The 24,036-nt window shown below is 42.8% G+C and carries 28 protein-coding genes and 1 tRNA gene; 25 read left to right on the forward strand and 4 right to left on the reverse strand.

Annotated elements, in window-relative coordinates:
* Positions 1-53 precede the first annotated feature (53 nt).
* The 24 genes from KUG63_RS07410 to KUG63_RS07525 all read left to right on the forward strand — a co-directional run bounded on the left by KUG63_RS07410 (position 54) and on the right by KUG63_RS07525 (position 20,424).
* Positions 54-1,352 carry an OprO/OprP family phosphate-selective porin gene (locus KUG63_RS07410; RefSeq protein WP_287554585.1) on the forward strand — a complete coding sequence of 433 codons (1,299 nt, stop codon included), beginning with the start codon at positions 54-56 and terminating at the stop codon, positions 1,350-1,352.
* Between the two features lie 189 nt (positions 1,353-1,541).
* Positions 1,542-2,270 (forward strand): phosphonate metabolism transcriptional regulator PhnF, encoded by a 729-nt coding sequence (phnF, locus tag KUG63_RS07415; protein ID WP_277642638.1) that lies wholly within the window; start codon positions 1,542-1,544, stop codon positions 2,268-2,270.
* A gap of 29 nt (positions 2,271-2,299) precedes the next feature.
* Positions 2,300-3,217 carry a phosphate/phosphite/phosphonate ABC transporter substrate-binding protein gene (locus KUG63_RS07420; protein WP_277642637.1) on the forward strand — a complete coding sequence of 306 codons (918 nt, stop codon included), beginning with the start codon at positions 2,300-2,302 and terminating at the stop codon, positions 3,215-3,217.
* A gap of 72 nt (positions 3,218-3,289) precedes the next feature.
* Positions 3,290-4,099, forward strand: a complete 810-nt coding sequence (gene phnC / locus KUG63_RS07425; RefSeq protein WP_277642636.1) for a phosphonate ABC transporter ATP-binding protein — start codon at positions 3,290-3,292, stop codon at positions 4,097-4,099.
* An 11-nt stretch (positions 4,100-4,110) separates the two neighbouring features.
* Positions 4,111-5,118: a phosphonate ABC transporter, permease protein PhnE gene (gene phnE / locus KUG63_RS07430; RefSeq protein WP_277642635.1), complete on the forward strand. Its 1,008-nt coding sequence runs from the start codon at positions 4,111-4,113 to the stop codon at positions 5,116-5,118.
* Between the two features lie 70 nt (positions 5,119-5,188).
* Positions 5,189-5,662: a phosphonate C-P lyase system protein PhnG gene (gene phnG, locus KUG63_RS07435; protein ID WP_277642634.1), complete on the forward strand. Its 474-nt coding sequence runs from the start codon at positions 5,189-5,191 to the stop codon at positions 5,660-5,662.
* The gene (gene phnH / locus KUG63_RS07440) at positions 5,649-6,215 is read left to right on the forward strand and encodes a phosphonate C-P lyase system protein PhnH (RefSeq protein WP_287554588.1); all 567 of its coding nucleotides are present in this window, start codon (positions 5,649-5,651) and stop codon (positions 6,213-6,215) included. Before phnG ends, phnH begins: the two co-directional genes overlap by 14 nt.
* Positions 6,203-7,324, forward strand: coding sequence for a carbon-phosphorus lyase complex subunit PhnI (locus KUG63_RS07445; RefSeq protein WP_277642632.1), 1,122 nt, complete (start codon positions 6,203-6,205; stop codon positions 7,322-7,324). The genes phnH and KUG63_RS07445 overlap by 13 nt, the downstream gene beginning before the upstream one ends.
* Positions 7,321-8,196 (forward strand): alpha-D-ribose 1-methylphosphonate 5-phosphate C-P-lyase PhnJ, encoded by an 876-nt coding sequence (locus KUG63_RS07450; RefSeq protein WP_277642631.1) that lies wholly within the window; start codon positions 7,321-7,323, stop codon positions 8,194-8,196. Before KUG63_RS07445 ends, KUG63_RS07450 begins: the two co-directional genes overlap by 4 nt.
* Before the next feature lies 1 nt (position 8,197).
* Positions 8,198-9,028: an ATP-binding cassette domain-containing protein gene (locus KUG63_RS07455; protein WP_277642630.1), complete on the forward strand. Its 831-nt coding sequence runs from the start codon at positions 8,198-8,200 to the stop codon at positions 9,026-9,028.
* A 10-nt stretch (positions 9,029-9,038) separates the two neighbouring features.
* Positions 9,039-9,761, forward strand: coding sequence for a phosphonate C-P lyase system protein PhnL (gene phnL, locus KUG63_RS07460; protein ID WP_277642629.1), 723 nt, complete (start codon positions 9,039-9,041; stop codon positions 9,759-9,761).
* Positions 9,758-10,915 carry an alpha-D-ribose 1-methylphosphonate 5-triphosphate diphosphatase gene (locus KUG63_RS07465; RefSeq protein WP_277642628.1) on the forward strand — a complete coding sequence of 386 codons (1,158 nt, stop codon included), beginning with the start codon at positions 9,758-9,760 and terminating at the stop codon, positions 10,913-10,915. Before phnL ends, KUG63_RS07465 begins: the two co-directional genes overlap by 4 nt.
* A complete protein-coding gene (phnN, locus tag KUG63_RS07470; protein WP_287554590.1) occupies positions 10,908-11,468 on the forward strand; it encodes a phosphonate metabolism protein/1,5-bisphosphokinase (PRPP-forming) PhnN in 561 nt (186 codons plus the stop codon). Before KUG63_RS07465 ends, phnN begins: the two co-directional genes overlap by 8 nt.
* On the forward strand, positions 11,459-12,220 hold the full coding sequence (gene phnP, locus KUG63_RS07475) for a phosphonate metabolism protein PhnP (protein WP_277642626.1): 762 nt from the start codon (positions 11,459-11,461) through the stop codon (positions 12,218-12,220). Before phnN ends, phnP begins: the two co-directional genes overlap by 10 nt.
* Positions 12,217-13,071, forward strand: a complete 855-nt coding sequence (locus KUG63_RS07480) for an EamA family transporter (protein WP_277642625.1) — start codon at positions 12,217-12,219, stop codon at positions 13,069-13,071. Before phnP ends, KUG63_RS07480 begins: the two co-directional genes overlap by 4 nt.
* 347 nt (positions 13,072-13,418) lie before the next feature.
* Positions 13,419-14,099, forward strand: a complete 681-nt coding sequence (locus KUG63_RS07485; RefSeq protein WP_287554592.1) for a TIGR00153 family protein — start codon at positions 13,419-13,421, stop codon at positions 14,097-14,099.
* A gap of 12 nt (positions 14,100-14,111) precedes the next feature.
* Positions 14,112-15,362, forward strand: a complete 1,251-nt coding sequence (locus tag KUG63_RS07490) for an inorganic phosphate transporter (RefSeq protein ID WP_016390991.1) — start codon at positions 14,112-14,114, stop codon at positions 15,360-15,362.
* 202 nt (positions 15,363-15,564) lie between these two features.
* Positions 15,565-16,335, forward strand: coding sequence for a flagellar motor protein PomA (gene pomA, locus KUG63_RS07495; RefSeq protein ID WP_287554593.1), 771 nt, complete (start codon positions 15,565-15,567; stop codon positions 16,333-16,335).
* Positions 16,336-16,361: 26 nt separating this feature from the next.
* Positions 16,362-17,288 (forward strand): MotB family protein, encoded by a 927-nt coding sequence (locus KUG63_RS07500; protein WP_287554595.1) that lies wholly within the window; start codon positions 16,362-16,364, stop codon positions 17,286-17,288.
* Positions 17,288-17,857: a PilZ domain-containing protein gene (locus tag KUG63_RS07505; RefSeq protein ID WP_015005129.1), complete on the forward strand. Its 570-nt coding sequence runs from the start codon at positions 17,288-17,290 to the stop codon at positions 17,855-17,857. Before KUG63_RS07500 ends, KUG63_RS07505 begins: the two co-directional genes overlap by 1 nt.
* Before the next feature lie 60 nt (positions 17,858-17,917).
* Entirely contained in the window at positions 17,918-18,910 is a 993-nt protein-coding gene (gene birA / locus KUG63_RS07510) for a bifunctional biotin--[acetyl-CoA-carboxylase] ligase/biotin operon repressor BirA (protein WP_073024810.1), read from the forward strand.
* Between the two features lie 3 nt (positions 18,911-18,913).
* Positions 18,914-19,651, forward strand: a complete 738-nt coding sequence (locus KUG63_RS07515) for a type III pantothenate kinase (RefSeq protein ID WP_287554598.1) — start codon at positions 18,914-18,916, stop codon at positions 19,649-19,651.
* Positions 19,652-19,710: 59 nt separating this feature from the next.
* Positions 19,711-20,304 carry a hypothetical protein gene (locus tag KUG63_RS07520; protein ID WP_258954416.1) on the forward strand — a complete coding sequence of 198 codons (594 nt, stop codon included), beginning with the start codon at positions 19,711-19,713 and terminating at the stop codon, positions 20,302-20,304.
* A 44-nt stretch (positions 20,305-20,348) separates the two neighbouring features.
* Positions 20,349-20,424: transfer RNA gene (locus KUG63_RS07525), tRNA-Thr, on the forward strand.
* 359 nt (positions 20,425-20,783) lie between these two features.
* Here the strand turns inward: KUG63_RS07525 and KUG63_RS07530 are convergent.
* A complete protein-coding gene (locus KUG63_RS07530; protein ID WP_287554601.1) occupies positions 20,784-21,773 on the reverse strand; it encodes a YeiH family protein in 990 nt (329 codons plus the stop codon).
* A gap of 148 nt (positions 21,774-21,921) precedes the next feature.
* A complete protein-coding gene (locus KUG63_RS07535; protein ID WP_015005135.1) occupies positions 21,922-22,074 on the reverse strand; it encodes an alpha/beta hydrolase in 153 nt (50 codons plus the stop codon).
* 55 nt (positions 22,075-22,129) lie between these two features.
* Between KUG63_RS07535 and KUG63_RS07540 the strand changes: the two genes are divergently transcribed.
* The gene (locus KUG63_RS07540) at positions 22,130-22,450 is read left to right on the forward strand and encodes a hypothetical protein (protein ID WP_015005136.1); all 321 of its coding nucleotides are present in this window, start codon (positions 22,130-22,132) and stop codon (positions 22,448-22,450) included.
* Between the two features lie 121 nt (positions 22,451-22,571).
* On the opposite strand, the gene KUG63_RS07545 is transcribed toward KUG63_RS07540, so the two are convergent.
* Positions 22,572-22,868 carry a putative quinol monooxygenase gene (locus KUG63_RS07545; RefSeq protein WP_238538348.1) on the reverse strand — a complete coding sequence of 99 codons (297 nt, stop codon included), beginning with the start codon at positions 22,866-22,868 and terminating at the stop codon, positions 22,572-22,574.
* Between the two features lie 209 nt (positions 22,869-23,077).
* Entirely contained in the window at positions 23,078-23,965 is an 888-nt protein-coding gene (locus KUG63_RS07550; protein WP_020161740.1) for a LysR family transcriptional regulator, read from the reverse strand.
* Positions 23,966-24,036 lie beyond the last annotated feature (71 nt).

The following is a 24,036-nucleotide window of genomic DNA, read 5'->3' on the forward strand; positions in this document are numbered from 1 at the left end:
CTAAAATTCTCCTGTGTTAAGAACGTATTTATTTAAATAACAAAGGATGAAAGATGAAACAAACAAAATTATCAGTTGCCATTAAGGCAACATTATTAGGTACTGCTATAGCATCAGCACCAGCTGCTTTTGCATCTGAAAAAGACATCTTAGATACATTGAAGGCAAACGGCACTATTTCGCAAGCTCAATATGATGAGTTATATGAGAAGGCCTCTGATAGCGTAACTGTTAGCACTAAAGGTGGGCATTTAAAATTTAAGTCAGGTGATGCTAAGTTCCAATTAGGTGGGCGTCTAATGGCCGATTATGCCGCTATTTCTGATGATCGAAACCTTGATGGGGACGGATCTGAATTTCGCCGTGCACGTTTATTTGTAAAAGGTCAAATATTTAACGACTGGGGCTTTAAAGCGCAGTACGATTTTGCCGAAGATGAAGTAACTGCTAAAGATCTTTACATTGCCTACGATGGTTTTGACTCAACTTCAATTAAAGTAGGTAACACCTTTATGCCGAGTGGTTTAGAGGCTCAAACTAGCTCTAAATACATAACGTTTATGGAAAGATCAATGATTCAAGACGTATTTGCTGTTGGCCGTAAAAATGGCGTATCTGTTACTACAAATGGTGACAACTGGACATTACAGGGTGGCTTACATATGCAAGGTGTCAGCAATGCTAATAATGGCCGCGATGAAGATTATGGTTATGGTGTTCGCGGCACCTTCGCACCTTTAGTTGGCAAAACACAAGCGGTGCATTTAGGTGCCTCTTTTAGCCATCAGGAATTTGATGATAATGGTACGGAGCGTTTTAGAGCTCGCCCTGAAATTCATACTATTAACACCAGACCTTTTGATACAAAAATTGACGGCGTTGAATCAACCGATAACTATGGCCTTGAAGCGGCTGCAGTAATGGGACCATTCTCTTTGCAGACAGAGTACTTTGCTAAAGAAGTGCAAACTGCCAATGGCGATCTGGATTTAGATGGTTGGTATGCTTACGGTAGTTACTTTCTAACAGGTGAATCGCGTTCTTATAAAGGAAGTAAAGGCGTATTTGGCCGTGTAAAACCTAAAAGTGTTGTCGGTAAAGGCGGTATCGGTGCATGGGAGCTAGGCGTTCGCTACTCTAGTATTGACCTTTACGATGGTCTGGCTACAGTACCGGGCATAAATACTGCTGGTGAAGAAGGTGAGGTACTGACAATCGGCGTTAACTGGTATGCGACACCCACTATTCGTTTTATGGCGAACTACGTTCAAAGTACCGTTGAACGCACCGGTACATTGCTGGCAGATGAAGATATTGATGCGTTCCAAGTACGCGCTCAAATCGACTTCTAAATATAAGAAATACGTCGCTTCGACGTAGTAAGAAGTAAAAAGCCCGATGTTGCATCGGGCTTTTTTTTGCGCCTCATTAATTAGCCAACAGTTCTAGGCTCTCTATTTAATGAGTTCTTCAAGTAACTGTAACAACACTGTCACCTAAGATTGAGATTATATGCTCAGTAATTATATGGAGACGTCTAGATGACTTTATGTTCAATAAATAGAAATACCGGTGAGTCAGTGTACCGTCAAATTTGCCGTATTTTAGAGCAGGAAATCAAATCGGCTTATGAGGCGGGGGATTACTTGCCAGTTGAGGTTGAGCTGGCGGCTCGTTTTTCTGTTAATCGCCATACCTTGCGGCGAGCTATAGATGAGTTGGTGTCGATGGGTTTGGTTGAGCGCCAGCATGGCCGAGGTAACCTTATTTTAGGTGAGGCGCTGGAGTATAAGGTGGGTGAAAAAACACGCTTTACTGAACGCTTAGAATCATTAGGAAAACTAGCCAGCACAAAAGTCATTCGTAAAACTGTTGTGCCCGCTTACGGTGGAGTCGCTCGACGTTTAGCCATTAAGGAGGACTCATTTGTATTAATGATTGAAACCTTAAGGCAGGTTGATGGGCGGCCTTTTTGTGTGATTTCGCATTTCATTCCAGTAAGTAGGTTCCCTGACTTTGAAACGGACTACCAGGGCGGGTCTTTGCACGCTCTTTTTGAACAAAAATATGCGATTACACCGGCTAGGAAAGAGAGTTTGACGACGGCATGTCTACCCTTGGGTGATGATGCCGTAAACCTTTTGATACCCAAAAACTTCCCGGTTTTACGTGTAAAAAGCGTCAATATTGACGCCAACACGCAGCGCCCCGTTGAGTACTCGATTACCCGTTTTCGTTCTGATCGAGTTCAACTTTCTTTTACACCTTAATACTTAACCTAAATAGATGGAGCTTTAAAATGACAATGAAAAATTATTTAATCATGGCCTTAGCATCACTGGCTATAACTACAAACTTGTTAGCCGCAGAGTTGCCTAAAGGAACGGCTAATGACCCGCTCAGAGTGATGATGGTGCCAGCAGATACCGGTGGTGCAGATGTGGCTGAGGACTATAAGCCGGTGTTTGACGCCATAGCAAAGCACTACGGCATTCACTTTAAGGTGATGTCAGGCGAGAGTTATGCGGCTGTTGTTCAGGGCTTATGTGCTAATCACGCAGATATTGCCTGGTATGGCCCCGTTACTTTTGGTCAAGCACACGAATTATGCGGTGCTGAACTTCTAGCCTTAGACGTTAAAAAAGGCAAATCGGTCTATTACTCAGGTATTTTTACTAAAAAAGGTAATGGTATAGAAACCCTAAAAGACCTTAAAAACAAAATTATTTCTGTTGGGCCTACGTCATCCACATCATCATTTAACTTCCCTATGGCTATGATTATAGATGCGGGTGTAGACCCCGTTAACGACCTAGCAAAAGTCGTAATAACAGGCAGTCATACCAATTCAATTGCCGCCCTGAAAGAAGGCCGAACAGACGCAGCAGCAGCGTCGTTTAACTCATGGGAAAAAGCAGTTAATAAAGGCATTATTGATGCAAATAAATTTCGTGTATTAGCAAAATCTGAGCCGATTCCAAATCCACCGTTGGCGATGAACCCTAATTTACCTGCTGCGTTAAAAGGCAAATTAAAGCAGGCATTTAATAATATTCACAAGCACGTAAACCCCGAACTCATTCGTGGGTATGGGGGTAAAAAAGTAGACCGTTACGACGCTGATTATTCACAACAAAAAATGCTTTCAGTACTTAAGAAACTATCAAAAGTCAATGACCAATTAAAGTCTGAGCTAATTGAAAAGGCTGGTAAGTAACAGCTAAAAGGATATATAGGGGGCTGATTATCAGCCCCCGATTATTACTTAATCTATAGATAAGGAAAAGCGATGCTGACATTCAAATCTACATCAGTCATATACGGTGACGGTACTAAAGCGGTCGACAATATTGATTTAACGATAAATAAAGGAGAGTTTTGTGTGTTACTCGGGCCATCTGGAGCGGGCAAATCAACCCTAATGGGTTTGTTAAATGGTTTGGTTACGCCCACCTCCGGACAGATTGCCTTAGATGGGGTGGTGATGAATAAAAAAACCAAACGTCAGATTCAGCAAAAAATTAGCATGATCCATCAGCAGCTTCATTTAGTGCCGCGCTTAAAGGTGTTGCATAACGTGTTGATGGGTAAGTTATTTGCGGTTCCTACCTTGCTGAGTTTGCTTAAGGTATTCAAAAAAGATGACCAGCAGCGCGCCTGCATGCTACTACAAGAAGTCGACTTGGAAGAAAAGCACCTTTATCGGCGGGCTTCAAATTTATCAGGTGGGCAGCAACAGCGGGTGGCAATTGCCCGCGCTTTTATGTCAGAACCTCAAGTGGTTTTAGCCGATGAGCCGGTTGCTAGTTTAGATCCAATGGTTAGCCGCCAAGTCCTAACCAGCCTCAAGTCAGCCTCACGTAATCACAATGCAACGGTGCTGTGTAGCTTGCACCAAGTCGAGTACGCGCTTGAGTTTGCCGACCGAATTATTGCCATGAAGAAAGGTCAAGTGGTGTTCAACGGCCCCCCCCATGAGTTAGATGAACAAAGCCTTAAATATATTTATGGTGATGAATATGCCAGAGAGGTATTGCCTTCGAAAAGTACATCTGTTTGTGCGGCTGCGGCCGAATTAAATAATCTTGCGATAGCCTAAGAGGAATAGTGATGGCAAACAATCCGCGCATGCAAAATGAAAAACCCTGGCAACAGTGGGAATTACAACAAGTCGTTACACCTAAGATCGTAGGCTTATTGCTGCTTATGATAGTACTGCTAGGTTTTTCAGCTCGTAACACAGAAATGGATAAAGCCGCTTACAAAACGGGCGAGGCAATTTTAGCGGTGGTTGGGTTGTCTAAATCGACCGTTATGGATGGAGCCAGTAGCTTTGCTAAGCAAGCCTTTCCGCTAACGTTTGAGTCCAGAAAGCCGACCAATCGTATTGTCGATCTTGATCGTGAAAACTTGCCGTTTATGAGTCACATTGAAACGGTCGAAAAAAAGCAATATGACGCACTAAACGATAGCTATCGTTCTGAAAAGGTCGAATACCTAGTGACCCCTATGGGCTACCTAGTAAAAGTGTTGGTTAAAATGTGGGAAACCATAGAGATGGGCTTTTGGGGCACCTTAATCTCGGTGCTAATTTCAATCCCATTAGCGGTTCTATCGGCTAAAAACTACACACCCAATAAATTCTTTTACCTCTCATCACGATTTATTTTAAGTTTTCACCGCGCTATGCCGGAACTTATTGTGGCGCTATTTTTTGTATTAATGTACGGCTTTGGCCCGATAGCCGGCATTTTTGCTTTGGCGATGCACACCAGTGGTGTGTTGGGTAAGTTTTTTGCCGATGAAATAGAAAACGCACCTAAAGGCCCACAAGACGCCTTGTTGTCCAGTGGCGCAAATAAATTAAAGGTCTTGCGTTATGCGGTATTGCCGCAAGTATTTCCCAGTTACGTCGGCTACGTGCAATACATTCTGGAACGTAATATTCGCACCGCAACGGTGCTGGGTATGGTTGGAGCAGGTGGTATTGGTATGGAGTTAAAAGGTCGTTGGGATATGTTTGCTTACTCACACGTAGCAACAATTTTGTTAGTTATTTTAGTGACCGTCATGCTGCTAGAGCTAATAAGCCAAAGAATTAGATCAAAATCGATGTAATTAGGGCCCTGAGTTTTTTCAGGGCTAAAAACATACTTGTCTAGATATCTATATTAAAGAGAGATGTTAAGTGAATATAAACGAACGTAAAAACTGGGTTAGATTGTTGACCGCAGTGGACGCGAAACAAGTTCAGCAACTTGCTCAGCAGATAACAACTGACTGGGAGCTACGCTATAAGTCACTGCCGCAAAGTGGTTTAGGCATGCTCAAGCTACGTGATGGCGCATTGCAAGAGCCCTTTTATCTCGGTGAAATTCCCGTTGCTAGTGCATGGGTGGAATTGACTTTGCCAAACGGTGATAAAGCCGAAGGTGCCGCTCAAGTAATGGATGATGACAAAGATCTGGCTGAAGCGCTTGCTGTCTGTGATGCCGTATTAGCCAACCAATTAGCAGGTCATGACTTGCTTACAGTGTTATTACAACAAGGCGCTGACAAATTGGATGCTGAGCAACGTAATCGCAAACAAATGCTGAAACGTACTCACGTTGATTTCTCGCTATTAGGTGCAGAAGAAGGAGAAGATGATGAGCAAAATTGAAGCTATCTGGTTGCCTGAAGTGCAGCAACAAGTTTTTCGCGGCTTGATGGAGGTTATGTCACGCCCTGGTAAAACGGAAAATCTTAGTGAGTTGACTAACAATGCCTCGCCAGCACGGGCTTTATTGGCTACTTTGCTTGATGGTGAAGTGAATCTATGTGATCACCACAATTTATTAGATGACGCTGATTGGCCTTTATTACAGGCACAAAAAGTGGCAGTAGAACATGCCACCACTATTTTATGTCGTGGTGACAGTGCGGTTGATTTTGAACCACTGTTAGGTGAATTATCCTCACCGGAACATTCAGCAATGATTGTGTTAGTCGTTGAAAATATAAGCGAAGGGAATAGTCACCTGAGCTTAAGTGGTCCCGGCGTGAATGGTGATATTTCAGTAAAAATTTCCGGTTTAAATCGCGATTGGTTGAATCAACGTGAGGAATGGATTAGCTCATTTCCATTAGGTGTAGACTTGTTATTGGTTGATGACTCACACGTGATGGCTTTGTCAAGAACCACAAAAATTGAGGTGACATCATGGGTTATGTAGCCATTAAAGGTGGCGGTCTTGCCATTAAAGGTGCCGAAGATACACTGGATTATTTACGTTGTGAACAAGGTGATAGCGGTACACCATTAGATATGGAGACCATCGAACATCAATTACGTTTTTTGCATGGTCGCGTGTTGTCAGAAGGCGGTTTATATCACCCTAAACTTGCCTCATTAGCGATTAAACAAAGCTTGGGCGATACCTTAGAAGCCGCATTTGCATTACGTGCTTATCGTTCAACTAAGCCACGTCTATTAGAAACACCCGTGTTAGATACCACCGAGATGCGGGTAACCAGACGGATTTCAGCTGCCTTTAAAGACATTATCGGTGGTCAAATGTTGGGTGCAACGACGGATTATGCCTTACGTTTAATGCGTACTGAATTATTAGATGAAACACCAGAAGCATTTCGAGCGGTTGCCAAGCAATGGTTTGATGATGAACGTCCAGATTCAGACATTCCCGATACCTTTCCTAAAGTGCTAGATAGTTTACGTGCCGATGGCTTATTAGCTGAAGTCGATAAAGCTGCTGTTCAAGAGCCGTTTGATATTACTCGTGAGCCATTAATATTTCCCGTACCACGATCAGCCGCGCTAGCAACAATGGCCCGTGGTGAAACAGGATCATTGTTAGCAATCGCTTACTCCAACATGCGTGGTTATGGTGATGTGCATCCCACCGTAGCGGAATTACGTGTGGGTTATATCCCTGTCATGTTGCCACATCCGATTACCGGTGAATTGATTGAAGCCGGTGAAGTGTTGATGACGGAATGTGAAATCGTCGCCATGTATGAAAGTGATGATGAAAACGAAAAACCAACGTTCAGCTTAGGCTACGGCGCGTGTTTTGGTAATAACGAAGTCAAAGCCATTGCGATGGCGATTCTTGATAGATCACTGCAAGCAGGTATGAAAGACGGGCCAACGAATCCTTCAGAAGACCCTGAATTTGTCTTATTACATGTTGATGGTATTGACTCTATGGGTTTCTGTACTCATTACAAAATGCCGCATTACGTGACCTTCCAATCAGATATGGATCGCCTGCGTACCACCCAAGATAAAGCTGAAGCCAAATCAGAAGGAGCAACATCATGACGGCAATGAGAAAAGCCAATGCGGCTTATCCTTTTGGATTTCTAGATGAATATGCCAAAAAAGAAGTGCGTCGTACCGTGTTAAAAGCGATTGCCATTCCCGGTTATCAAGTGCCCTATTCTTCACGCGAAATGCCTATGGGTCGTGGGTTTGGTACCGGTGGCTTGCAACTCACTTTATCCATTATTGGTGAAGATGATACGTTGAAAGTGATTGACCAAGGTAGTGATGATTCCGTCAACGCGGTGAATTTACGTAGTTTTATCGAAATGACCTGTGATGGTATCGACACCACCGATATAACCGATAAAGCGAACTTGATTCAATCGCGCCACCGCATTCCTGAAAAACCATTACGTGAAGATCAAATTATCGTGCTGCAAGTGCCGTATCCCGATCCTTTAGTGGTGGTTGAGCCATCAGAAGATAAACGCAAAATAATGCATGGCGAAGCTGACTATTCGCGCCTGTTGGTCAAATTATACGAAGATATTGTGAAGTTTGACGAAATCACTATTTCGCACCGTTATCCTACTTGCATCAATGGCCATTACGTCATTGACCCCTCACCAATTCCACGCTGGGATGTGCCTAAATTACATCAATCTAAAGCCTTGGTATTGTTAGGTGCCGGCCGTGAGAAAAAAATCTATGCCGTTCCACCTTATACCGATGCAGAACCGTTGGCATTTGATGATATGCCGTTCCGTGTAGAAAGTTTTAATGATGAAAACGGCCAACGTCGTTGTTGTGATCGCTGTGGCGATGACACCAGTTTTTTAGATGAATTTGACGGACAAGGTGGCGAAAAAGTGTACCAGTGCTCAGACAGTGATTGGTGCCGTGAACAATCGATAGCCAAAGGAGCATAAGATGGAAAAAATCCTTGAAGTAAGAAACTTAAGCAAGGTCTTTGGTAAAGGTTGCCCGAATTGTTTTGAAAAAACTGGCCCTGAATTGAATACCAATATTTGTCCAGATTGTAAAAGTGTTGTGGCGGCACATGATTTGTCATTAGACCTCTACAAAGGTGAGATTCTCGGCATTATGGGAGAGTCGGGTAGCGGTAAATCGACGGTGGTTAAAAACCTGTTTTTTGATCAAGATCCAACCAGTGGTCATGCTATTTTTTATGATGACGACAAGCAATATGACTTGTTTAGTCTCAATGCGGCTCAAAAACGCCATTTGCGAAACCATCATTTTGGCATGGTGTATCAAAATCCACATTTGGGTTTGAATTTTGGTATTTCATCGGGCGGTAATATCGCCGAACGTTTGTTGATGAATGATTTACGAAACTATAAAGAAATACGCGAACGTGCCCGAGAGTTATTAGAACGCACCGAAGTATTAACCGAACGAATGGATGAATTACCGAAAAACTTCTCGGGCGGCATGCAACAACGAGTACAAATTGCCAAGGCTTTGGCAATCAATCCACCGATGCTGTATCTCGATGAGGTTACTACGGGCTTAGATTTATCCGTGCAAGCTAAGATCCTCGATTTGATTTTAGAGATCCAACAAGAAATGAACACAGCAATGATAGTGGTAACACATGATTTAGGCGTTGTTCGCTTGTTAGCAGGACGCACCATCGTAATGAAATATGGTCGAATTATTGAGTCGGGTTTAACCGATCAAATTTTGGAAGATCCACAACACGCTTATACCCAACGCCTCGTCGCGTCGGCTTTGTAAGGAGACCATTATGACAGCAGAACCTATTTTAAGTGTGGAAGGTTTTTCCAAGCATTTTGAATTGCATGAGCAAGCTAAAACGATTCCATCATCCAGCAACGTCAATTTTGATGTCTATGCCGGTAAATTAACCGCATTGATTGGCCCGACTGGTGCGGGTAAATCATCGGTATTAAAAGGTATTTATCGTACTTATTTACCGTCATCAGGGCGCATTACCTATCATGCTGCTAATGGCACGAGTTTGAATTTGGCGCTTGCCGATGAGCATCAAATTTTGGAATTACGTAGCCGCGAAATTGGCTTTGTAACTCAGTTTTTACATGCTTTGCCACGCCAATCGACAGAAGATGTTGTGGCTCAGCCATTGTATCAACGTGGTGTTAGCCGCGAACAAGGTCGTCAAAAAGCACGAGAAGTTTTAGCCAATCTTAATATTCCAGAACGTTTATGGGGTGTACCACCAGCAACATTCTCAGGGGGTGAAAAACAACGCGTCAACTTGGCACGTGGATTGATTGCTAAACCAAGGTTATTACTTTTAGATGAACCGACAGCCAGTTTAGACCCGACAACAACCGATCGCGTAGTGGAAATGATTCAAGCGATGAAAGCCGAAGGAACGGCGATGTTAGCTATTTTCCATCATCCAGACTTAGTCGAGAGATTAGCCGATAACGTGGTGACATTAACACCGCCAGTAGCACTAAATAATAAAGAGGTAGCATCATGACACAACAATATTTAACCAATGCCCAAATTGTTCTTGCAGATCAAGTATTAGAGCAGGCTTCATTATTAATTGAAGATGGCATTATTGCCGCAATTAACCCTGAATCAGTGGCAGATAATGTGGACACTATCGATCTTGCTGGGCGAGTTTTAATGCCAGGTATGATTGACTTGCATTGTGATGCATTAGAAAAAGAAGTTGAGCCAAGGCCTGGCGTGCACTTTCCTTTAGATTTTGCAGTAGCGCAAGCGGATAAACGTAATGCCACGGCGGGTATTACGACCGTATATCATGCGATTGCATTTGCAAACGATGAACTCGGTTTGCGCAGCAATGAATTTGCCGCCAATATTGCTCGGGCGGTTCATGCTTGGGCGCCACATGGGCTGGTTGATAATCGTGTGCACTGCCGATATGAAATTACTGATGAAGGTGGGCTGCCAGTATTATTGGATTTATTGAAGAATGATGATATGCATTTATTGTCGTTAATGGATCATACGCCGGGGCAAGGGCAGTTTAAAGATATGGCAGCGTACCGTAGCTATTTGACGCGTAGCTATAAAAAGACGGAGGCCGAGTTAGATACCATTCTGGCTAAAAAACTGAACGCAGCAACGGGTGCGTTTGATCGTGCTAAAACGCTGATCAAGGCGGCGCATGCCCAAGGCGTATCTGTTGCCAGCCATGATGATGATAATCGTCAGCGTATTGAAACAATGAATAGCCTTGGGGCGGTGATTTCCGAATTCCCTATTAATATGGAAGCGGCATTGGCGGCACGTGAACTAGGCATGAGTACGGTCTTTGGCGCGCCTAATATCCTTCGTGGCCAAAGCCAATCAGGTTCAATGAAGGCGCTAGATGCTATCGAGGCAAATGTAGCCGATTGTTTGTGCGCTGATTATGCACCAGCGGCGTTAATAGTTGCCGTTATGAAGCTACCTACATTGACGGACATAAGTCTTTCTGACGCAGTTCGTTTAGTCACATTAAACCCTGCTAAGGCGGCAGGTTTGATTGATCGAGGTGAAATAGCGGTGGGTAAACGAGCAGATTTAATTATGATCGATACACCAGCTGGACTGCCGCAGGTGAGTCGAGTATGGCTAAAGGGGAAAACGGTGTACCGAGGGCAATATGATCATGGCTAAACTGTTTTATATTATTGGTGCCTCGGGTGTTGGTAAAGATAGTTTACTGGGCTATGCTCGGCAACATTTGATGCCAGAGGAGTCGTTATTTTTTGCACACCGCTACATTACGCGCAAAGCAGAAGCGGGTAACGAAAACCATGTGGCATTGAGCGAGCAAGAGTTTAGGCAGCGACTGGGCAAAGGGTTTTTTGCCATGCATTGGTCTAGTCATGGCCTTAACTATGGTATTGGTGTTGAGGTTAATCAATGGTTAAAAAAAGGGGTTGACGTGGTCGTGAATGGTTCGCGGGCTTACTTGCCGCAGGCATCTAAACATTATGCTGAGTTGGTTCCTGTGTTAATTCAGGTCGATCAGGCTATTTTACGTCAAAGGCTAGAGTCTAGAGGCAGAGAGACATCCGAACAGATTGAAGCTCGGTTGCTTCGAGCCCAATGCATGGAAGGCATTAGTCACCCAGAGTTAGTGGTTATTGAGAATAATGCTGACTTATCTATAGCTGGAAAACAGTTAGTTGGTGTATTGACGGCAAGAAATACTCAATGCGTCTGATCTTTACGGGAACTGGAAATGCGGCGGGCGTGCCGGCCTATGGCTGTCATTGTGTCGCCTGTGTTCGCGCCACACAGCAGACTGATCGTCGACGAGGTCCCTGTAGTGCTGCCTTGGTGGTGGGTGGTGAGACAACCTTGATTGATGCAGGGAATTTACAATTAGGCGAACGCTTTCCTGCCGGTAGTTTTTCCCGTGTTCTTTTAACGCATTATCATATGGACCATGTGCAAGGCTTATTTCCTATTCGTTGGGGGGTTGCTAAATCCATCCCAGTTTTTGGGCCTGCAGATGAAAAGGGTTGTGATGATCTATTTAAACACCCGGGGATTTTAGACTTTTCGGAAACATTCGCTGCATTCGATCAGCGTCAATTTTCTGAATTATCGGTGACGGCGCTACCCTTGAATCATTCAAAGTTATGCCTAGGTTATGCCTTTGAATATAAGGGAAAAAAACTGGCATACTTGACAGATACAGCAGGTTTGCCTGAACAGACAATGCACTTTTTACAGCGCTGGAAAGCAGATGTGGTGGTGGTAGATTGCTCAAGCCCACCGAAAGAAATTAAATCGAAAAATCACAATGACTTAAGCATGGCAATTGATATCCATTATCGTGTGGCCCCCAAGATAACTTATTTGACGCATATCAGCCATCAGCTTGATGAGTGGTTTGAAAAAACAGGGACAAAATGTCCAGAGGGTGTTGTTGTAGCCTATGACGGTTTGCGAATAGAGCTGACTAAATGATGACTCAAGCTGCACTATTGATTGGACTGTCGGTAATGATGCACGTGGCCTGGAACCTGCTGGCAAAGCACGTTGATAAAGAAGCTGATTATCTGTGGTGGGGGTTATTGGCACACTTGGTATTGCTGGGTCCGTTTGGTTTATATTACCTTGTATTTGATGCGGACTGGCAAAGCCCATTAGTGCTTGCGATGTTGGTCACCGTTATTGCAAATAGTGTCTACTTTGTTAGTCTTCGTCGGGCGTACCACTTTGCACCGGTTGCACTGGTGTATCCATTGGCCAGAAGTTCGCCTGTGTTGATAGCGTTTTGGTCCATGTGGTTTTTTGACGAAGAGCTGCCATTGCAGGCATGGTTGGCAATTTTGATTAGCATCGTCGGCTTATGGTTGTTGGGCCTGTCGGCAAGAGGTGGTGATACTGCGCATGCTTTGCCATGGGCTTTAGTGGCGGCGCTATTCACCAGTATTTATTCGTTGAGTGATAAAGTAGCGGTTAGTTATCTACCGTCATTTGGTGCCTTACTAGGCTTTGTTAGCGTGGGCTATTTGGGGTCATTTATTGCCTTAAGCGTGCAAAACCGCTATGAAAAGGGCCGAGTTATACCGATAAAGCGTCCGGCATTAAAGTACCTTTTACCCGGTGGTTTATTTATTGGTACAGCATACGCTTTAGTGATTCAAGCCATGTACTATTTACCGGCAGCCTACGTGGTTTCTTTTAGTAATGCGGGGATTGTGTTGGCTAATATTTTAGCGATGAGCTTGTTAAAAGAACGCTATGCTTGGCGATGGCGCTTAGTTGCTACGTTAATTATTTGCGTGGGGCTTGTTTTATTGGGTCTAAGTTGACAGTACTTTAGGTCAAAAATGTGTCAGAGTCAGGTGACTAAATGCTGGGTTTGACAATGGGGTATCCAACATAAACAATGAAGTCGTGTTTTTTTTGCATTTTTTATTGTTTATACCGACAACGGTTCAATTGCTTGTTTAAAGGGGGGCGTGCTGACGCAGAAGTGCATCGTTTAAGACTGTCATAGTAAGGTCGATAAACATCCTGAAGTAGGCATCGCCTACTTCAAAACACAGCAGTATTTTGACCCTGATAGGATGTCGGGGCTTTTTTATGCCTAATGCTAGGTGATTTTAACAAGACGCTTTATTATGCGGCAGTATTAACATAACAAAGGGTTCCCCTCATGGCCTCTAAAAACTACCTTTCAGGTTTGTTCGGTGCATCTCCGGTTGCGCCGCTTCAAGCACATATGACGATTGTTGATGAATGCGTGACAAAACTCATCGATTTGTTTGAGAACATGGCGAGTGGTAACACGGCTGAAGTAGAAAAAATTTACCAGAAAATTGCTAGTTTAGAGCAGCAAGCTGACGATAAAAAACAGACGTTGCGGGAGCACTTACCTAGCGGCCTATTTATGCCAATCGAGCGGCAGGACCTTCTGGATGCGTTAAGAACTCAAGATTTATTAGCTAACCGCGCCAGAGATATCGCAGGGATCATCGTTGGACGTAAATTACAGTTCCCCGAACAAGCCGCCCAGCGTGTTATTGAGTTGGTTAAGGCAACGGTTGAAACGTGTCATCAGGCGCTACGTGTTGTTAATGAGTTGGATGAATTGGTTGAAACGGGTTTTAGGGGGCATGCCGTTCACGTGGCTGAGGTGATGCTGGCTGAATTAGATGACCTGGAATCAGCAACAGACCGTATTCAAGTGAGTTTACGTGCAGACTTGTTTGCGGTGGAAAAAGAGTTATATGCGGTAGATGTGATGTTTATGTATCGGATTATAGAATCTATTGCCGATATTGCCGATGATGCTGAGCGTGTCGGTCGTCGCTTTCAATTGATGTTGGCTAAATAAGGGGAAGGGACAATGGATTACGGAACTACTTATTTGGTATTAGCGATTGTTTTCGGCCTATTTATGGCGTGGGGCATTGGTGCGAATGATGTGGCGAATGCGATGGCAACATCGGTTGGCTCTAAAGCGATTACTATTAAACAGGCTGTTATTATTGCAGCCATTTTTGAATTTTCAGGGGCTATTTTAGCGGGTGGGCAGGTTACCTCTACGATTCGAAAAGGAATTGTCGATGTTAGCGATTTGGGTGCAACCCCCGAGATTTTGATTTTTGGTATGCTCGCAGCGCTACTGGCAGCGGGAACTTGGTTACTGGTTGCTTCATTTAAAGGCTGGCCAGTTTCAACAACGCATTCGATTGTTGGCTCTATTGTCGGCTTTGCGATTGTAGGTATGAGTATGGATGCGGTGTACTGGGGCAAGCTCGGTACAATCGTGATGAGCTGGGTCACCTCTCCATTATTGGCGGGCGCTATTTCATATATGTTATTTAGGTCTGTTCAAACGATTATTCTAGATACAGAAAAACCGTTCGAAAACGCTAAGCGTTATGTTCCTTATTATGTCTTTTTGGTTGGCTTTATGCTCACATTGGTCACCATTATGAAAGGCTTAAAACATGTGGGACTAGATTTATCCATGACAGACTCGATTGCGGTAGCACTGGGTTTTGGTGTGCTAACAACGATATTAGGTAAGTATTTAGTGAGTCGTGTAAAGTTTGATGCGAGCGCGGACCGTGATTTCCATTATGCAAACGTCGAAAAAATATTCGGCTCCTTGATGGTTATTACCGCTTGTGCAATGGCCTTTGCACATGGCTCAAATGATGTGGCAAATGCTATCGGCCCATTAGCGGCAATTAATAGTATTATCGATACCGGTGAGTTATCACAGAAATCGGCCTTACCAATGTGGATACTCTTAGTCGGAGGTGTTGGTATTGTATTGGGTCTGGCAATGTATGGCCGTAAGGTTATTGAAACAGTTGGCTCGAAGATTACCGAATTAACACCAAGCCGTGGGTTTTGTTGTACTATCTCAGCGGCTTCAACAGTTGTGTTAGCCTCAGGTATGGGTTTGCCTATCTCAACAACACACACAATGGTGGGGGCGGTTTTAGGTGTTGGTATGGCGCGCGGTATTTCGTCACTTAATATGAGTGTCGTTCGTGGTATTTTTATGTCTTGGATTATTACCTTGCCGGTTGGCGGCGTGCTGGCAATTGTTTTCTTCTTCATGCTCAAAGGGATTTTTGCTTAGGAGCTTGCTTTCTTTATGAAGGAGAAAAGTTTTAGCAGATAAGGCAAACAGGCACGGATGAATAGATAATAAGCGTGTTTTTGCGTAGAGCACGCTTGTTTTATGGGAGAGCTTCGCCATAAACGTATTTTATCTGCTAAAGTTTCATTGTTACCTTGCCGATTATTGACGGTATAAATGAGAATTAAATAAGGGAAGAGTTTTGGATTTAGCGACGTTAATAGGTTTTGTGGGTGGTTTGGGCATTATTATTGCCGCCATTGCAACAGGCGGAGATATCATGATGTTTGTTGATGTGCCGTCTGTTTTGATCGTAGTAGTTGGCACCTTCATGGTGACTTTGATGCAGTTGTCGATCTCGGAATTTTTGAGTTCGTTTAAAGTGGCTATTAAAGCCTTCATGAATAAAAATGATAACCCTGTTGATCTCATCAAGCAGGCAGTGGAGCTGTCTGATGTGGCCCGTAAAAATGGACTGTTGGCGTTAGAAGATCAAGAGGTGGATAACGAATTCCTCAAACGAGGCTTGAGTCTTTGTGTAGATGGTCATGACGCAGCGATGGTGCAAAAGTTATTAGGTCGAGATATGGACTTAGCGATTGGTCGCCATGAAGTTGGTCAGAATATGTGGAAGGCGGTCGGTGATATGGCGCCAGCGATGGGGATGATTGGAACCTTGGTTGGCTTGGTGCAAATGCTCGCAAACATGTCTGATCCAGCGGCAATTGGTCCGGCAATGGCCGTGGCCTTACTAACCACTTTGTATGGTGCGGTTATCGCTAATGCGTTTGCATTGCCGATGTCGGCTAAATTGGCGGGTATTAGCCATAATGAGCGACTCAATAAAGTATTAATTTTAGAAACCATTCAAAGTATTCAAGAAGGTATGAACCCACGTGTTTTAGAAACATTGCTTAAAACTTACTTGCCAGAAAATCAACGTTCTTCTGTTGGTGCGCAAGAGGAAGCTTAAGGCTAAAATATGGTCTGTTGTTCAAAATGAGTGAAGAGAATTGTCCAAAATGTGAAGAAGGGCTTCCAGCATGGATGGGGACCTTTGCCGACTTAATGTCATTATTGATGTGCTTTTTCGTATTGTTATTATCAATGGCAACTATGGATGCAAACCGTTTTAAGAAAATGGCAGACTCTTTAAATGATGCGTTTGGGGTGCAAAGACAGGTGGTTGCTTATGAAATAGTTAAAGGGACCAGTGTGGTTGCACAGCACTTTAGCCCGGCGGCGGGTGACCCAACCATTTTAGATGAGGTGCGGCAGCAAACAACCGACTCGGAAAGAGAGTTTTTAGGCAAAGACTCAGAGTCTGACTCAGACACAACGAAAAAAGAGGATGCTAAAAAACAAGAAGAGGTTGAGGCAAAAGCGAAAATCGTGACGGAGTATGTTGAAGCCACTGAGCAAAAAATTAAGGATGCTGAAAAATTAGCCGAAGAAATTAGAGAGTTTATGGTCGAAGAAATTGACCAAAATATGGTGAGTGTGGAAACCGACCTTGACCGGGTAGTTATTAGAATTCATGAAAATGGTTCGTTCTCCTCAGGTAGTGCGGAATTTAACCCAGAGTTTTTACCCATAATGGATAAAATTACAGCGGTTGTTAATGGTAGTGTTGGTACAGTGACTGTTGCAGGCCATACGGATAATATTCCCATTAAGGCGGGCTTGTATCGGTCTAATTGGGAACTGTCTGCGGCACGTGCCGTAACTGTCGCGCAAACACTGCTAACCGATGGAACGGTGGATGAAAAAAGACTGATCATTGAAGGTCATGCAGATACAGTGCCGCTATCTGATAACGAGACCCCTGAGGGTAGAGCGCTAAATAGGCGTGTCGAAATTATTTTAATTCAAGGTGAAATGCCCCAAGATTTAAGTAACCCCATACTAGACGTGGTGAAACAATAATGAGCCAAGATGCCGGACAAGAGCGTAGACGTTTTTTTAGAATAGACGATGAAGTGGCGATAAGTTATCGCGTTATTTCTAACGACGAAATGACTAAAGCCGATGGTCTTAAAAGGAATGAGGTTGAGCCAGCCTCTCTAGCCAATGAGTTGGAGAAAATGAATGAAGTGTCTCGGATACATTTTCGCCATGTAGAAAAAGAGTCGCCTGAAGTGGCGCGTTACTTTTCTTTTATAGAAGCTAAAATTAATTTATTAGCGCATCATATAATAATGGGTACCGATGAGCTGTTTGTAAAAACGATTCAGCCGGTTAATATCAGTGCCTCGGGTGTTTCATTTGCGGTAAGTAATGCGCTGAATATAGGGGATATTGTTGAGATAAAGTTTATTTTAACGCCCTCTCTAGCCAGCATAAAAACTTTCTCAAAGGTCGTTTCTTGTGAGCAAGATAGCGATCAGTTCAAGGTTGCTGTTGAGTATAGCCAGCTGGGCGATGAAAATAGGGATTTGTTAATTCGTCATATCGTTAAAAAGCAGATGAATGATATACGTGAGCAAAGCGACTAACGTAGACTATATTTTTTAAATCTATCTTCAGTAAATTGCACGAAGCTGTAACCCTTTTTAATGGAACTACTTGAAATTCATAAAGCGATAATAAAACGCATGGCAGATGGTCAGTTTTTTTCTGGGCAGCAGCTAGCCGATGAGTTAAATGTTAGTCGTGCTTCCATTTGGAATTACCTCAAAACACTCGAAACAGCAGGCTTTGACTTCCATGCTGTAAAAGGAAAAGGCACGCGCTTAAAATTAGCAATAGAGTTGTTGGATAAACAACGTATTCTCACCTGCTTATCTAGTGAACACAGAGCCTTGTTGAAGCAGCTCGATGTATTAGATGTGTGCGCATCGACTAACCAAGCCATCGTTGAGAAACACCAACTAACGCCTTTACCCAATGGGTCAGTTTGTATGGCTGAAATGCAGACAATGGGCCGAGGACGATTAGGCAGAACATGGGTGTCTCCATATGGGCAAAACCTATACATTTCTTTTTTGTGGAACTTTAAGGGCGGGATATCGGCCTTATCGGGGCTGAGTTTGGCGTGCGGGGTTGCTGTTTGTCGTGCGCTCAAAAGCCTCGGTTTAAGTGGTCATGGCCTGAAATGGCCAAATGATATTCTATGGGAAGGTAAAAAACTGGGTGGAATTTTAGTAGAAATTCAAGGGGAAAGCCAAGGTGGTTATACTGCCATTATCGGCATCGGGCTCAATTATCAAATGAATGAATTGTCGTCTGGCGAAATTGGCCAGCCTTGGGTTGATGTGTGTCATGCGTATGGCGAGAAAATGGGGCGAAATAAATTGGCTGCCCATGTGCTGGCTGAGGTTTTAAGTATACTGCATGGCTACGAAGAGACTGGTTTACTGCCACATGTTGAGCAATGGAATAACTACGATTGTTATCGAGATAAAACGGTTCGAATTTTATCTGGTGAGCAATACGAGGAAGGCGTTGCGAGTGGTATCTCAAAGACCGGAGAGCTCTTATTGTTAACCCCCGATGGCCGAACGAAAAAAATCATGTCAGGTGAGGTTAGCCTGAGGTTAAGCGAGTAATTAATGTCTGAACTTTATATAGACCGTGGTAATACAGCGCTTAAATGGCAGTTGGTTGAAAGAGGGCGTTTGTTAAATCAAGGCGTGTTTAGTAACGAAATTACGTTGAGGGAAGGTTTTTCAACGTTAAAAGAGAGTCGCCTCGCAAATATTTATGTGTCTAGTGTGGCTGCTGAAGCATTTTGTCGTGACTTGCAGGTTTGGGCTAAAGAACGTCTCTACCCTGCGCCTACGTTTGTAGAAAGTACCCGTAAAGCTTGTGGGGTTGTTAATGCCTATCAAGATGCCGCGCAATTAGGTGTGGACCGTTGGTTAGCAATGATTGCGGCACACCATAAATATACCGGTATGCTATGTGTTGTAGATACAGGGACCGCACTGACCATGGACTTTCTATTAGAGAGCGGCCAACATTTGGGTGGTTTTATAGTTCCAGGCGCTGAATTAATGAGAAAAAGCCTGTTAAGCAACACACATAAAATCAACATAGGTGATACGCCGAATTCTAGTCAGCTTGGAACAAACACAAGTGAAGCGGTTACGTATGGTGTTGAACAGATGTTGGTGCTGTTTGTACGAGAAAAAGTTGTTGATGTAGGGGAAAAGCATCAGCAACCGATAACAACTATTTTAACGGGTGGCCATGCAACTGTTTTAGCGGAAGGCTTAAGGCAGGACGTTCGATTGGAAAAAGACCTTGTGTTACAGGGTTTACAGCTAGTGACTAAATCATACCAGTGAAACGTTTATTATTATTGTTGGTTTTTTTAAATGTAGTTTACTTTTTCTGGGGAACCACCGTGGTGGAAACCAAACGGCTGGAGCAACACCAAGCACCCTTGTATAAAGAAAGTGAGCTTGAAACGCTGGTGTTGGTTAGAGATGAAGAAGTGGCTGCAATGCTTGAGAAACAAATTTTGTTGGATAATAGCGCGAAGCAGTCAGCCACGGAATGCTACTTAGTGGGTGACTTTGCTAATGAAGATGATGCGAAGAAGCTATCAAAAGTGTTAAGTCGTTATGTGTGGGATGTGCCCGTTATTGCATCAGAGGTTCTTAGGGATTTTTGGGTTGTTTATTCTTCTAATGGTGATTGGAATCAATCAGTGCGTAATATGGAGACATTAAGGGCTAAAGGCGTTAACGATTTATGGTTAGTGCCTAGTGGCTCTAGCAAAGGGGTTATCTCATTAGGCTTGTTTGCAACAGCCGACGGAGCCGAAAAGAGACTGAAGGCCTTGTCGGAAAAATCGATTGAAGCCGAACTTATTAGACGCAAAAAGTATCGTTATGGCGTAAAACTTATAACAAGTGATGGTCTATCACCGATACCGGACAATTTAGATGGCTTTAAAGTAGGCGAAAACATTAGTATTCGTAAAATTGCATGTTAATCATTGCCCGACGTTTTTATTTGGATTAGAATACCGCCCCTAACGCTGGTGTAGCTCAGTCGGTAGAGCAGCTGATTTGTAATCAGCCGGTCGGTGGTTCGAATCCTCTCACCAGCTCCATTTTAGGTATTAAAGCTCCTTATATTTAAGGGGCTTTTTTATTGCTCGACGATTCTACCGACTTTATTCCGCTGCCAAGATCAGGCTGGCGGCCAATACTATCAAGCGATTGCAGTGGGGTATCAGCATGCCTTGTTTGAATAATCAGATGATATTCGTAAATACTGTAAGTTGCTGATGAGCATTTTGACAAAGCCGTCAGATAAGCCAAAGCTATCCACTCGGTAGAGTCGTTAAAAAAGTACTTTCTTAGCGGTACAAGATGCACCTAAGGTCTGGACGATAGTAATTAGCAGGCCATCGTTTTCGACCTTAAAGGGCCGAGTTAATTGAATCTTAAAGGCTAATCTAGGACTTCATTATTTAAAGAAAATAAGGATTAAACTAGAGCTCATTATTATCTGAAACCCAAAAATAACACTTGCTATAAGCAATGCTTTTTTGCCATTTTTAATAATTCCATCAAAGGCAATTTTTAACCCAATGCCTGACATGGCGACAATAAGGGCGTAGTGGCTCATTGTGCTGACTAGCTCAACTTGTTCTTGTTTCAGTAAGCCAAAGGTTTGGATAACTGAGAAACCAAAAAAACCAACGACAAAGAGAGGAATTCTATAGGCGACTTTGAGGTCTTCATTCGTTTTCATGTTTACTCGAGAAAACATGAAGATCAGAATCAGGATTACTGGGGCAAGTAACAAAATTCTGACCATTTTAACGATGGTTGCCGCTTCCCCCGTTGCTTGACTTACTGAAAACCCGGCAGCTAAAACTTGCCCTACAGCTTGTAATGTGTTGCCGATCAATACACCTGCATTAAGCTCATATAAATTTAATAGGTAGTGGCTAATAAAAGGTAGGAGGAAAATGCCAAGGGTGCCTAAAAAATTCACAATGGCAATGGAGAGGCCAACTTGCTCTTCATTCGCACCGACTATATCCTTGGTCGCTGCAATTGCAGAACTGCCACAAATGCCATTCCCTAAACCAAGTAATAACGCACAGCGTTTATCAAACCCAAACCATTTTGCAAATATCAGCGATGAAAAAATAGTAACGCCCATCGTAAACACGATCATTAAAATGGTCGCATAGCCTAATTCACTTAGAATTGAAAAATTTAGCTGAACACCTAAAAGGGCAATAGCAATGGAGAGTAAATATTTCTCGCTATAGTTAATACCAGATTTGAATTGATCATTAATACGTAAACTGTTGCCAACAATAAGGCCAAGTATAATGGCTAAGGTAACAGCACCTACCGGAACATAGGCGGCTAACAATATTGCTAAGAAACCCATTCCGCAGCAAAGAGCAACGCCCGGTATAACATAAATAATTTTTTTCATGAGTCTTAATATCGTTGATTAGATTAAGTCATATTGACTAGGTGTTTTGTTGCAGTTAACCCATGCAAATAATCGTAACATGACGGTGCATTAAGCCAGTCTAATAGTTAAAACTTGGTCGAGGTCATCCGACAGGTCAGTGGTTTATTTATACAGCTAAACGTTTAAGGAAGTCTGTGCTTCGCTTGGGAACTAGATCAGGTTGTTCAACATGTGGAACATGCCCGCAGTTTTCTATCATAACGGCTTCAAATTCACCAAAAGCCGTACTTCTAACCGCATGCGCTTGAAGTGTTGGCATTCCAGCTCAGCTTGGTTTCTCCGATGTAAGAAACCATTTAAGCACACAAAAATTATTGGATTTATTGGAAACCGATGTTTTTATGTGGCACGGATATAGTGTGCTTTACCTTGAGGGGAAGTGGGTTAAAGCAACGCCTGCTTTTAATATCGAAATGTGTACACGGTCTGGTGTTAAGTCATTGGGGTTCAATGGCGTAGATGATCCATTTATGCACGAATTTAATGAACAAGATAAAAAGCATATGGACTATCTTACCGATTATGGTTTTTTTGCTGACTTACCACATGAGCGCATCATTACGTCATTAAAATCAAGCTACCCTAAGTTCTTTGTGCTTGTTGAAAATAATAAGTCTATAAAAGATAGCTTCTAGGGTGTCGGAAAATTAAATAGCGTACTTTTCAATTAAGGAAAGGTCGCTACTACTTTGATGCGTTTTTCTTGCAAAAAGTATGGGGCTACTAAGCAGCCCCATACGGTGTATTAATAAAGGCTTATATTGTTGTCGGTGTAAGGTATTTAGTCGTTGGTGGTGCGGTTAATAAAGTACCTAGTTTTTCTAAATCTCCGCGCTCTGAGCGCCAAGCCATATAACTTTTGTGGTCTTCGCGCGAGTCCCATTTTTCTAACACCACAATATTTAAAGGGTCATCATCATTACTAGTAACTACAATCTCTTGGCAACCTTTAAAAGCGCGTGTATCTGGTAATATAGCCTCGAATGTATTTAATAGTTTTTCACGGTTTTCTGTACTAACTTGTAAATTCAATATTACATTTATAGACATCATTATTTCCTCTTTTAGTTTTCATTATTTTTTGGTTTTAATAACCAAAAATTAAAATCGCCTAGTATCACCTATCATGGGAAAAGTGATTCTAGACTTGTAAAGTGGCCTAAATATCCAGTCGCTCAGGCGTGTTTATACCACTTTATAAATCAATTCAATATCGTATCCTTGGTGTGAGATATTGCTAACCATGCATTTCATTTTTATTGTCAGTCCAATTTTAAATTTTTCTTAATAAAGTCATTAAATAACTGTATTTTTAACTGCTTATATTGCTTCTCTTGATACACTAAATAAATGCCTGCAGACCCTAAGTCATAATTAGGCAGCAACTCAACCAAGCGTCCTTCTCGTAAATCTTCAGCCACTATAAAGTGAGACAAGACAGATGCGCCCGCACCTTGTAACAGTAAAGCTTTAACAGCGCCTGCATTGTTAGTTTTTATAATGGCACCGACCGACACGGTTTCTTGTTGCTTTTTTTGGGTAAATGTCCATTTAGTCGGGTTAGGCAATAAGGAAAAAATGACGCAGGCATGTTTTTCAAGGTCTTTGGGTGTAACTATTGGCCCGTATTGCTTCAAATAGCTAGGACTTGCGGCTAATACCAAGCGTGAATCAGCCACTTTTGTTGCGACAAGGTCAGAGTTTTGTAACCAGCCCACTCGAACACACACGTCTATATTTTCTTCGACCATGTCGATCACTTGGTCTTGTAGCATTAGTTCAATGTTTAATTTGGGGTATAAACGCATAAACTCGACAATTAACGGCGTAATATATTGAATCCCTAAGCTATTAGTTGTGGCAATTTTTAATGAGCCAACGGGTTGGTTTTGCAGCACACTGATTTCATTTTGCATGTACTGCGTCTCTTCTACGATTTTCTTGCAGCTTTGAAAGTAGATTCGCCCAACCTCAGTTAGGTTTAGTTGACGAGTTGTTCGATTTAACAACCTTGCACCAACTTGTTTTTCCAAGAGGGTGACGTGTCGACTAACCGCCGATTTTGCCATTTTCAACACTTTAGCGGCCTCAGTAAAACTGCCCAAGTCAACGACATGGTAGAAAATCATCATTCGATTGAGGTTTTCCATAAGATAATTGTTCTTAAAAAGAGAATAGTCTAGTATATTATCGCCTGCATTATTTCATTATATGAAATTAA

This window comes from Cycloclasticus sp., from assembly GCF_019090545.1.
Taxonomy (GTDB): Bacteria; Pseudomonadota; Gammaproteobacteria; order Methylococcales; family Cycloclasticaceae; genus Cycloclasticus; species Cycloclasticus pugetii.

Excerpts from the sequence above, each read along its gene's own strand:
- KUG63_RS07410 (WP_287554585.1), top strand. The coding sequence starts at position 54 with ATGAAACAAACAAAATTATCAGTTGCCATTAAGGCAACATTATTAGGT.
- phnF (WP_277642638.1), top strand. The coding sequence starts at position 1,542 with ATGACTTTATGTTCAATAAATAGAAATACCGGTGAGTCAGTGTACCGT.
- KUG63_RS07420 (WP_277642637.1), top strand. The coding sequence starts at position 2,300 with ATGACAATGAAAAATTATTTAATCATGGCCTTAGCATCACTGGCTATA.
- phnC (WP_277642636.1), top strand. The coding sequence starts at position 3,290 with ATGCTGACATTCAAATCTACATCAGTCATATACGGTGACGGTACTAAA.
- phnE (WP_277642635.1), top strand. The coding sequence starts at position 4,111 with ATGGCAAACAATCCGCGCATGCAAAATGAAAAACCCTGGCAACAGTGG.
- phnH (WP_287554588.1), top strand. The coding sequence starts at position 5,649 with ATGAGCAAAATTGAAGCTATCTGGTTGCCTGAAGTGCAGCAACAAGTT.
- KUG63_RS07445 (WP_277642632.1), top strand. The coding sequence starts at position 6,203 with ATGGGTTATGTAGCCATTAAAGGTGGCGGTCTTGCCATTAAAGGTGCC.
- KUG63_RS07450 (WP_277642631.1), top strand. The coding sequence starts at position 7,321 with ATGACGGCAATGAGAAAAGCCAATGCGGCTTATCCTTTTGGATTTCTA.
- KUG63_RS07455 (WP_277642630.1), top strand. The coding sequence starts at position 8,198 with ATGGAAAAAATCCTTGAAGTAAGAAACTTAAGCAAGGTCTTTGGTAAA.
- phnL (WP_277642629.1), top strand. The coding sequence starts at position 9,039 with ATGACAGCAGAACCTATTTTAAGTGTGGAAGGTTTTTCCAAGCATTTT.
- KUG63_RS07465 (WP_277642628.1), top strand. The coding sequence starts at position 9,758 with ATGACACAACAATATTTAACCAATGCCCAAATTGTTCTTGCAGATCAA.
- phnN (WP_287554590.1), top strand. The coding sequence starts at position 10,908 with ATGGCTAAACTGTTTTATATTATTGGTGCCTCGGGTGTTGGTAAAGAT.
- phnP (WP_277642626.1), top strand. The coding sequence starts at position 11,459 with ATGCGTCTGATCTTTACGGGAACTGGAAATGCGGCGGGCGTGCCGGCC.
- KUG63_RS07480 (WP_277642625.1), top strand. The coding sequence starts at position 12,217 with ATGATGACTCAAGCTGCACTATTGATTGGACTGTCGGTAATGATGCAC.
- KUG63_RS07485 (WP_287554592.1), top strand. The coding sequence starts at position 13,419 with ATGGCCTCTAAAAACTACCTTTCAGGTTTGTTCGGTGCATCTCCGGTT.
- KUG63_RS07490 (WP_016390991.1), top strand. The coding sequence starts at position 14,112 with ATGGATTACGGAACTACTTATTTGGTATTAGCGATTGTTTTCGGCCTA.
- KUG63_RS07500 (WP_287554595.1), top strand. The coding sequence starts at position 16,362 with ATGAGTGAAGAGAATTGTCCAAAATGTGAAGAAGGGCTTCCAGCATGG.
- KUG63_RS07505 (WP_015005129.1), top strand. The coding sequence starts at position 17,288 with ATGAGCCAAGATGCCGGACAAGAGCGTAGACGTTTTTTTAGAATAGAC.
- birA (WP_073024810.1), top strand. The coding sequence starts at position 17,918 with ATGGAACTACTTGAAATTCATAAAGCGATAATAAAACGCATGGCAGAT.
- KUG63_RS07515 (WP_287554598.1), top strand. The coding sequence starts at position 18,914 with ATGTCTGAACTTTATATAGACCGTGGTAATACAGCGCTTAAATGGCAG.
- KUG63_RS07530 (WP_287554601.1), bottom strand. The coding sequence starts at position 21,773 with ATGAAAAAAATTATTTATGTTATACCGGGCGTTGCTCTTTGCTGCGGA.
- KUG63_RS07535 (WP_015005135.1), bottom strand. The coding sequence starts at position 22,074 with ATGCCAACACTTCAAGCGCATGCGGTTAGAAGTACGGCTTTTGGTGAA.
- KUG63_RS07545 (WP_238538348.1), bottom strand. The coding sequence starts at position 22,868 with ATGATGTCTATAAATGTAATATTGAATTTACAAGTTAGTACAGAAAAC.
- KUG63_RS07550 (WP_020161740.1), bottom strand. The coding sequence starts at position 23,965 with ATGGAAAACCTCAATCGAATGATGATTTTCTACCATGTCGTTGACTTG.